This is a genomic window from Pseudoclavibacter sp. Z016, assembly GCF_002931215.1.
GTDB lineage: Bacteria > Actinomycetota > Actinomycetes > Actinomycetales > Microbacteriaceae > Pseudoclavibacter.
In genome coordinates this window covers 1-8596 of the sequence record NZ_PSTU01000029.1, presented here as the reverse complement: position 1 = coordinate 8596, position 8596 = coordinate 1, and the positions used below count along the sequence as shown (strand labels likewise).

Annotated in this window: 7 protein-coding genes; 6 read left to right on the top strand and 1 reads right to left on the bottom strand. The window is 69.8% G+C overall.

Annotation, left to right across the window (positions count from 1 at the left end; all coding sequences use genetic code 11):
- Positions 1 to 39: 39 nt before the first annotated feature.
- Positions 40 to 828 carry a hypothetical protein gene (locus tag C5B99_RS18875; protein WP_104244995.1) on the bottom strand — a complete coding sequence of 263 codons (789 nt, stop codon included), beginning with the start codon at positions 826 to 828 and terminating at the stop codon, positions 40 to 42.
- A gap of 317 nt (positions 829 to 1145) precedes the next feature.
- Between C5B99_RS18875 and C5B99_RS18870 the strand changes: the two genes are divergently transcribed.
- The 6 genes from C5B99_RS18870 to C5B99_RS18845 all read left to right on the top strand — a co-directional run bounded on the left by C5B99_RS18870 (position 1146) and on the right by C5B99_RS18845 (position 8470).
- The gene (locus tag C5B99_RS18870; RefSeq protein WP_104244993.1) at positions 1146 to 2228 is read left to right on the top strand and encodes a substrate-binding domain-containing protein; all 1083 of its coding nucleotides are present in this window, start codon (positions 1146 to 1148) and stop codon (positions 2226 to 2228) included.
- Positions 2229 to 2303: 75 nt separating this feature from the next.
- Positions 2304 to 3992, top strand: a complete 1689-nt coding sequence (locus C5B99_RS18865) for a sugar ABC transporter ATP-binding protein (RefSeq protein ID WP_104244991.1) — start codon at positions 2304 to 2306, stop codon at positions 3990 to 3992.
- Positions 3989 to 5008: an ABC transporter permease gene (locus C5B99_RS18860; RefSeq protein ID WP_104244989.1), complete on the top strand. Its 1020-nt coding sequence runs from the start codon at positions 3989 to 3991 to the stop codon at positions 5006 to 5008. The genes C5B99_RS18865 and C5B99_RS18860 overlap by 4 nt, the downstream gene beginning before the upstream one ends.
- Entirely contained in the window at positions 5005 to 6051 is a 1047-nt protein-coding gene (locus C5B99_RS18855) for an ABC transporter permease (RefSeq protein WP_104244987.1), read from the top strand. Before C5B99_RS18860 ends, C5B99_RS18855 begins: the two co-directional genes overlap by 4 nt.
- Before the next feature lie 274 nt (positions 6052 to 6325).
- Positions 6326 to 6739, top strand: a complete 414-nt coding sequence (locus C5B99_RS18850; protein ID WP_104244985.1) for a RidA family protein — start codon at positions 6326 to 6328, stop codon at positions 6737 to 6739.
- Between the two features lie 156 nt (positions 6740 to 6895).
- The gene (locus C5B99_RS18845; protein WP_219819686.1) at positions 6896 to 8470 is read left to right on the top strand and encodes an AMP-binding protein; all 1575 of its coding nucleotides are present in this window, start codon (positions 6896 to 6898) and stop codon (positions 8468 to 8470) included.
- The last annotated feature ends 126 nt before the right edge of the window (positions 8471 to 8596 follow it).

Here is an 8596-nt window from a genome sequence, read left to right as displayed (position 1 = left end):
GAGGGAGGGAGAGAGGGAGGGCGGGAGAGAGGGAGGGGGCTAGGAGAGGGCCAGCTCGAGGGCGTCAAGCCATGCGCCCCAGTGGGCTTTCCACAGCTCGATCTCGTCGACCACCTGCAGCTTCTCGTGCGCGATCGCGAGCTTCGTGCGCCCGTTCGGTGCAGCGTCGAACGTGAACAGGAGCCCACCGAACGGCTGCGCGTCGCGAGCGATGAGCACCTTGTAGGTCTTCGACGCGACCTTGGAGCGGAACTCCGTCTCGAAGCCGAGCAGCGCATCCCGGGCCGCGTCGTCGGCGATCAGCGCCCTGAGCACCTCGCGGTCGACGGGCAGCGTTCGCGAGCGGTTCGCCGTGAACGTGCCGTCCGGCATCTGCCCCGCGAGACGCCGGCCCGTCATGCGCTCGAAGCTGACCGCGATGCCCTGGCTCCACCAGCCGTTCTGCGCCGAGTTCGCCATGACCCACTCGACGATGCGCGGATGCGCCGCGTCGCGCCCCACACCCGCGTCGATCGCGTCGATCCAGTCGTCCCATCCCTGCCCGGTCTGCGCGCGGATCGCCGCGTCGGAGTGCATCGGCGGCGCCACCCACTCGTGCCGGGACGCCTCGCCGATGCTCTCGGCGGCACCCGAGGTCGGCTCGGGCGCTGGGTGTGTGGGTGCCGCGGTGGATGCTCCGGTGGATGCGGCAGCACCCGCATTCTCGCTCGACTCGGCGCGTGCATCCGCCCCGCCACCGAGCAGCTCGGCACGTCGCGCGAGCGTCTCCTGGAGCCGCGCTCGCATCTTCGCGCCGACGGCCTCTGGAATCTCCGCTTGTGATCTCACGTCGCATCCCCTCGTCCTTGGTCACACTACTCAGCGCAGCCCCGCCCGGCCGCAGTCCCCTCATCCGCTCAGCCCCATCCCCCACCCCAGCAGACATGGGCGGCAAGACGCGTGGGACAGCTCACGGAGACCCGCCACCGGCTGGGCGACCGCACTCGGATAACTGTCCACAGCCAATTTGGCAGCGCTACTGGTAGCGCTGCCATTTTTGGGCTAGTGTCACGAAGCAAGCTGGCGAACAGCCCCGGATCTCGGTCAGAGGCCCTCCACCCCACTCACGCCGCCAGCAGCATCCGCCAGATTTCAAAGGAGAAATCATGCACACTCGTCGACCCAAATCGCGCTTCAGGATGGGCACAGCACTCGTCGCCACGGCCTCCGCCGTGGTCCTCCTCGCCGGATGCACGAGCGCACCGGCAGAAGGTGGCGGCGGTTCCGCAGGAGGCGAGGACGGCAAGTTCGTCATCGGCTTCCAGCAGCCCCTCGGCGGCCAGGCCTGGCGCGAGATGGGCCTCGCCTCCCTCCAGGCGCTCGCGAACTCCCCCGAGTACATCGACAAGGTCGAGCTCAAGATCGTGCGCACCGACGACAACGACGCGGCCCAGCAGAACGCCGCCATGCAGAACCTCATCGCCGACGGCGTCGACCTCATCCTCTTCGACCCGGCCTCCTCCAGCGGCGCGGACCCCGCCATCGCGCAGGCGACCGCGCAGGGCATCCCCGTGATCGCCAACGGCGGGCCCTACGAGAGCGAGGACGTCTACACTGTCTCCACCGACTGGGCGAGCGCCGGCACCATCGGTGCCGAATGGCTGCTCGAGAACCTCACCGACAACAAGGACGTCGCGGTGCTCGAGGGCCTCGCCGGCGTCCCCCTCAACGAGGGCTCCATGCCGGGCGTCATCGACGCGCTCGAGGCCGGCGGCGCATCCGTCGTCGCCCAGGACACCAACGGCTGGAACGAGGCCACCGCGCAGGAGTCGATGGCCAACATCCTCCGCTCCAACCCGGACATCGGCGGCGTCTACTCCTTCCTCACGGGAGGCCAGGGCGTGGCCGAGGCCTACAAGGCCGCCGGGATCCCCTTCGTCCCCACCGTCGGCGGCTCCGGCTACAACGGCGAGGCCTGCGCCCTCGTCGAGTACGCCCCCGAGGGCTTCACGGGCAACATGATCTTCGGCCAGCCGTCGATCTACGCGAAGGGCCTCGAACAGGCCGTCCTGCTCCTCGAAGGCCAGGAGATCGAACGCGAGCAGTTCTTCCCGCCGCTCGAGATCACCACGGAGAACGCCGCCGACTACTGCCTCGAAGATCGCCCCGCGAACTTCCAGCTCGGCTACGACTTCCCCGGCCTCGACCTGAAGCTCGAGGACGTCATGGAGTACTACTCCGGGTCCTAGGGCACCGCGGCAGCCCTCACCAGCAGGGCTGCCGCCAGCTCTCACTCGAACCGATCAGCGAGGACACATCGAGTCATGAATGCAAGTGAAGTGGCCGCCGCGGACGTCGCCGCGGCGCCCGGGCAGGCGGAAGCCACCCGGCCGGCACGCACCGGGAACGCGGGGTCGGGCGAGGCGCTCCTCGTCGCGACCGACCTGGTGAAGAGCTATGGCCCGGTCAAGGCCGTGCAGGGGGTGAGCTTCGTCTGCCACCCCGGCGAGGTGCTCGCCCTCGTGGGCGAGAACGGCGCGGGAAAGAGCACCGTCGCGAAGATGCTGGCGGGCGCGGTCACCCCCACGTCCGGCACCATCACGGTCGAGGATGCGCCGCTCGCCTCAGGGAGCGTGCGACTGTCGCGTCGTTCCGGCGTGCGCTGCGCGTTCCAGGAGCTGGCCCTGGTGCCCGAATGGACCGTCGCCGAGAACCTGAGCCTCCCGGACGGGGCACCGCTGCGCGGCTTCTCGCAGAAGAAGGCGATCAGCGCGGCGAGCGCCCTGCTCGATTCGCTCGACCTCCCCCAGATCGACCCTCGGGCGCTCGTCTCCGACCTGTCGCTCGCCAACCGGCAGCTCGTCGAGATCGCGCGGGCCTTCGCCGGCGAGCCGAAGCTGCTCATCCTCGACGAAGCGTCATCCGCCCTCACCCCTCCCGGTGTCGAGTGGCTGTTCACCCGCATCCGCGAGCTCACCGCACGCGGCGGCAGCGTCATCTACGTGTCGCACCGACTCGGGGAGATCGCCGAGATCGCCGACCGCGGCATCGTGCTGCGCGACGGCGGCCTCGCCGGAGAGTTCTCTCGCGGCTCCTGGACCGACGACGAGCTCATCTCGCTCATGGCTGGCCGCAAGGCCGAGCGGTTCTTCCCCGACCCGCCCGCCCGGACCCGCGAGGGCGACGTCCTCGACGTGGAAGGGCTGCGAGCCGAAGGCGTGCACGGCATCTCGCTCACCATCGGCGCGGGCGAGATCGTCGGCATCGGCGGTCTCGCGGGGCACGGGCAGGCTGAGCTGCTGCGCGCGCTGTTCGGCGCATCCGCCGCCACGGCAGACTCGTGGACGATCGACGGCGACTCCGTCACCCGCCTCACGCCCGTCCGCGGCGTGCGCCGCGGCCTCGGCTACGTGCCGGAAGACCGCAAGAAGGAAGGGCTCGCGCTCGAGCTCGGCGTCGGAGAGAACCTCCTCGCGCCCTGGTTCAAGGCCTGGCAGCTCGGCGGCAAGCCACGTCTCGCCCGCGAGCGCGGCTGGCTCGACGGCGTGCTCGCCGCCCTCTCCGTGCGAACGCGCGGCCCCCTCGAAGCGGCCGGCTCGCTCTCCGGCGGCAACCAGCAGAAGCTCGTCTTCGGCAGGTGGATGAACCGCTCCCGGTCCGTCATCCTGCTGCACGACCCCACGCGCGGCATCGACGTGCGTGCCAAGCAGGAGCTGTACGGCGCGATCGTCGACCTCGCGAAGCAGGGCGTCGGCGTCCTCTGGTTCTCCACCGAGGTCGAGGAGCTCGTGCACGTGTGCCACCGGGTGCTCGTGCTCTACAACGGGCAGATCACCGACGAGCTCGCCGGTGAGCGACTGACCGCGGATGCCATCGTCGGCGCCGCTGTCGGCGTGACGGGCAGCATCCAGACCGTCTCGGCCGCCGAGCTCGAGGAAGCGGCGAGCGAAGCCGCGAAGACGCCAACGCGCGGCAGGGCAGCGCGCGAGAAGACATCGAGGAGCAGCAGATGACCGCCACCGTCACCCCTCCACCGGCGCAGCCGGTCACCCGGGCCGTCGCGCGCCGACAGGGGCTCGTCAGGCTGCGACGCGAGGGCGCGTTCGCCCCCGCCGCGGCGTTCGTCGTGTTCCTGGTCGTCTACCTCATCATCAACCCGGAGCTGCTCACGCGCTTCCAGCTGCAGACGGCCGCGAACCTCGTCGTGCCGCTCGCGTTCGTCGCGCTCGGCCAGCTGCTCATCGTGCTCGTCGGCGGCATCGACATCTCCATCGGCGCCATCATGAGCCTCTCCAACGTGGTCTTCGCGGCCCAGACCGAGGTCGTGCCCATCCCCATCGCCGTGCTCCTCGGCCTCGCGACCGGCCTCGCCTGCGGCCTCTTCAACGGATTCCTCGTCTCCTACGGGGGACTCCCCGCCATCGCGGTGACGCTGGCGAGCGCCTTCATCTTCGGCTCGCTCGCCCGCGAGGTCATGGACAGGCCAGGCGGCAACATCACCACCGAGTTCCATCTCGCGACGAGCGGCGAGGCCATCCCCTTCGTGCCCGTCGCCCTCGTCTGGCTGACCATCATCGCCGTGCTCCTCTGGTTCGTCCTGCAGCGCAGCGCCCTCGGCAGGCACATCTACGGCGTCGGATCGAACATGGACAGCATCCGCGCCGCAGGCCTCAACGCCCGCCTCACGAAGCTCGCCGCCTTCGGCATCGCCGGCGTGCTCACCGCCACGGGCGCCATCATGCTCGCCGGCTCCACCATGACCGGCGACCCGCGAAGCGGCGACCCCTACCTGCTCTCCTCGATCGCCGCCGTCGCCCTCGCCGGCGCCAGCTTCACGGGCGGACGAGGCAGCATCATCGGCACCATCCTCGCCGGCATCACCCTCGGCCTCATCGGCAACCTGCTCTTCTTCGCAGGCATCAACTCGTACTGGCAGTACGTCATCTCGGCGCTCATCATCGTCTCGGTCGTGGGCATCCCCGTCGCCTGGCGAAAGCTGTCGTTCGCTCGGAAGGGAGCACGGTCATGACCGCAACAGTTCCGGCCGCAGTCGGCGACTCGGGGGCAGCAGGCGCGGGAGCCCCCGGCCCCGGCTCCGCCCCCGGCGACCACGAGGTCGAGTACGCGCCGTCCAAGTCGCTGCTCGCGCGAGTCCCCCGCAGCGTGTGGCCGCTGGTCGCGTTCCTCGTGCTGTTCCTCATCGGCGGCATCATCCGCCCGAACCTCATCACGATCGAGTCGCTCATCGGCACGGCGACCTTCGCGATCATCCTCTCCATCGCCTCGTTCGGGCAGACGTTCGCCGTCATCCAGGCCGGCATCGACCTGTCCGTCCCCAACACGATCGCGTTCTCCGCGCTGTCGTTCCTCGCCATGGTCGGCCCCCTCGGCCCGTTCGGCGCGTTCCTCGGCGCGCTCGGCGCAGGCGCCATCATCGGACTCCTCAACGGGCTCGTCATCGCGAAGCTCGGCCTCACCCCCATCGTCACGACGATCGCCATGAACGGCCTCCTGTTCGGCGTGATCCTGCTGCAGTTCAACTTCTCCGAGCTGACGCAGATCCCCGACTTCATCACGGCGATCACCTCCGCGCAGATCAGCGTCCTGGGCCTCTCCATGGCCGCTGTCCTCCCCCTCGGACTCGCGCTCATGGTCGTGCTGCAGCTCGTCCTCAGCTACACCGGATGGGGACGCTCCCTCTTCCTCGTCGGCGCGTCCCCCGAGACCGCGAGGCTCGCAGGTCTCCCCGTCGACCGCATCCGCATCACCGGGTACATCATCTCGGGGATGCTCGCCGCCTTCGCCGGCATGGTCATCGTCGGCTACTTCCAGCAGGCGTCGGCGACCATGGGCGACAGCTACCTGCTCTCCTCCGTCGCCGCAGTCGTCGTGGGTGGAGCGTCCATCTTCGGCGGCCGAGGATCGGTGGTCGGCACGGTCGGCGGCGCGCTCGTGCTCGGCCAGGTCGCGACGCTCGTCACCGTCCTCAACCTGGGCTCCAACGTGCAGCAGCTCATCTACGGCGCCATCATCCTCGTCGTGATCTCCCTCTACGGGCGCAAGCGCGGCTAGCCCGCATTCCGCCTCGCTGGCGCAGAATTGTGGCCTCCTGCTGTTCCCGCCCCCGGGAGCGACAGGAGGCCACAACTCTGCCGCGGGGTGGTGCGGCGAGGACTCCCCTCGCCGCAGCCCTGACCGTTCGCCAACCTCGCGTGCCGGCTGCGTCGCCCCCAGAACGTGGGTACGCTCTCTGTGCTCCGGAAGTCCGCGAAGCGCGACTCCCCGTCGCACCGCCGACCCGAAGCGTCTCCCCCGTCCGACCAGCATCCAGCGCAGGAGAACACCCGTGTCGACCTTCGTCTCCCTCATCCGAGCCAGCACACTCAGCGACGCCGCCGAGTACGCCTACGCCTCCGCCGTCGAGCCCAGCGCCCGCCTCATCTTCCCCGCCGGCGCCTGCCCGCTCAACGACGACGGCACGACCGCCGCGATCGGGGACTACGCCGGGCAGGCAGCCAAGTGCGTCGAGAACCTGCGCGTCGCCCTCGCCGAAGCCGGGGCCGAGCTCAGCGACGTCGCCAGCACCCGCGTGCTCGTCGCATCCACCTCGCAAGCCGACCTCGTCACCGCGTGGGAGGTCGTCCGCGATGCGTTCGGCGACCACGACGTCCCGAGCACCCTCCTCGGCGTCACCGTGCTCGGCTACGACCACCAGCTCGTGGAGATCGAAGCCGTGGCCGCCGTCGCGCCTGCGGAGTAACCCGCCGTCGGCGTCCTCCTGAGCGGGTCGCTGGGGTTGCTCCCATCTGCGGTCAGCAGTATGGGCAGCGGGTGCGAGACGTGCACCCACCTGACAGGCGCGGACGGGCGCAATCCGCCCGCCGTGCCGCCCGCGTATCGATCAAAGGAGATCGCCGTGTTCAAGAGCCCCTACCCAGACGAGCAGATCCCGAACGTCTCGGTCTTCGACTTCCTCTTCTCCGAGCTCAGCGAAGCGGATGCCGCCCGCACCGCGATCGTCGACGGCACCACCGGCGCCGAGACGACCTTCGGGACCCTCAAGCAGCACATCGAGCTCATCGCGGGCGCGCTCGCCGGGGGCGGGCTCGGACTCGGCGACGTCGTCGCCCTCCACTGCCCGAACGTGCCCGCCTTCGCATCGGTGTTCCACGGCATCCTCCGCTCCGGCGCGACAGCCACCACCATCAACGCGCTCTACACCGCGGAGGAGATCGAGACGCAGCTGCGCGACTCCGGCGCGAAGCTCCTCTTCACGGTGAGCCCCCTCCTCCAGCAGGCGCACGCCGGCGCCATCGCCGCCGGCCTCGAGCAGGACGCCATCATCGTCCTCGACGGCGCAGAGGGCTACCACGACCTCCGCGAGCTGCTCGGCGCGGGACTCCCCGCCCCAGAGGTGAGCTTCGACCCCGCCACGCACGTCGCCGTGCTCCCCTACTCATCCGGCACGACGGGCAAGCCGAAGGGCGTCATGCTCAGCCACACGAACCTCGTCGCCAACGTCGTGCAGACCTACCCCGTCCTCGACGTCGAGGACGACGACGTCGTGCTGGCGCTCCTCCCCTTCTTCCACATCTACGGAATGACCGTGCTCCTCGACATCGCCATCAAGAAGCGCGCACGACTCGTCACCATGCCGAAGTTCGAGCTCGGCGAGTTCCTCCGCATCATCGAGACGCATCGATGCACGTACCTGTTCATCGCGCCGCCCATCGCAGTCGCCCTCGCGAAGCATCCGCTCATCGACACGTTCGACCTGTCGAGCGTGCGGTCCGTCTTCTCCGGAGCAGCCCCCATCGACGCCGCCCTCATGAAAGCCGTCGCCGACCGCATCGGGACCCGCACGAGGCAGGGCTACGGGATGAGCGAGGCGAGCCCCGTCACGCACGTGCTGCCGCCCACGGAGACCGGCATGTCGCTCGGGTCCGTCGGCGTGCCCATCGCCAACACGGAGGTGAAGCTCGTCTCGGTCGACACGGGCGAGGAGATCGACGCAGTCGAAGACGGGCAGAGCGAGCCGGGCGAGATCTGGGTGCGCGGACCCCAGATCATGCTCGGCTACCTCGGCCGCGACGACGCCACCCACGAGGCGGTCGACAGCGACGGCTTCCTGCACACCGGCGACATCGCCACGGTCGGCCCACTCGGCGAGTTCACCATCGTCGACCGGCTCAAGGAGCTCATCAAGTACAAGGGCTACCAGGTCGCGCCCGCCGAACTCGAGGCGCTGCTGCTCACGCACCCCGACATCACCGACTCGGCCGTCGTCGGGGCGCTGGATGCGGACGGGCAGGAGATCCCGAAGGCATTCGTCGTGCGCCGCGAGGGCTCACCCCTCGACGAGGCAGGCGTCGAGGCCTTCGTCGCAGGCCACGTCGCGCCGCACAAGAAGGTGCGGGCCGTCGCGTTCATCGACGTCATCCCGAAGTCGGCCTCGGGGAAGATCCTTCGCAAGGACCTCCGCGGCCGCTGACGCGCACGGGCGCCGCGCCCGCCCGCGCCCGCCGAGAGCTGAGTTGTGGTCGTCAAGACGGCCGCAGAACGACCACAACTCAGCCCTCGGCGAGAAGAGCAGCGCGAGGGGGGAAGTGCGCGGGCG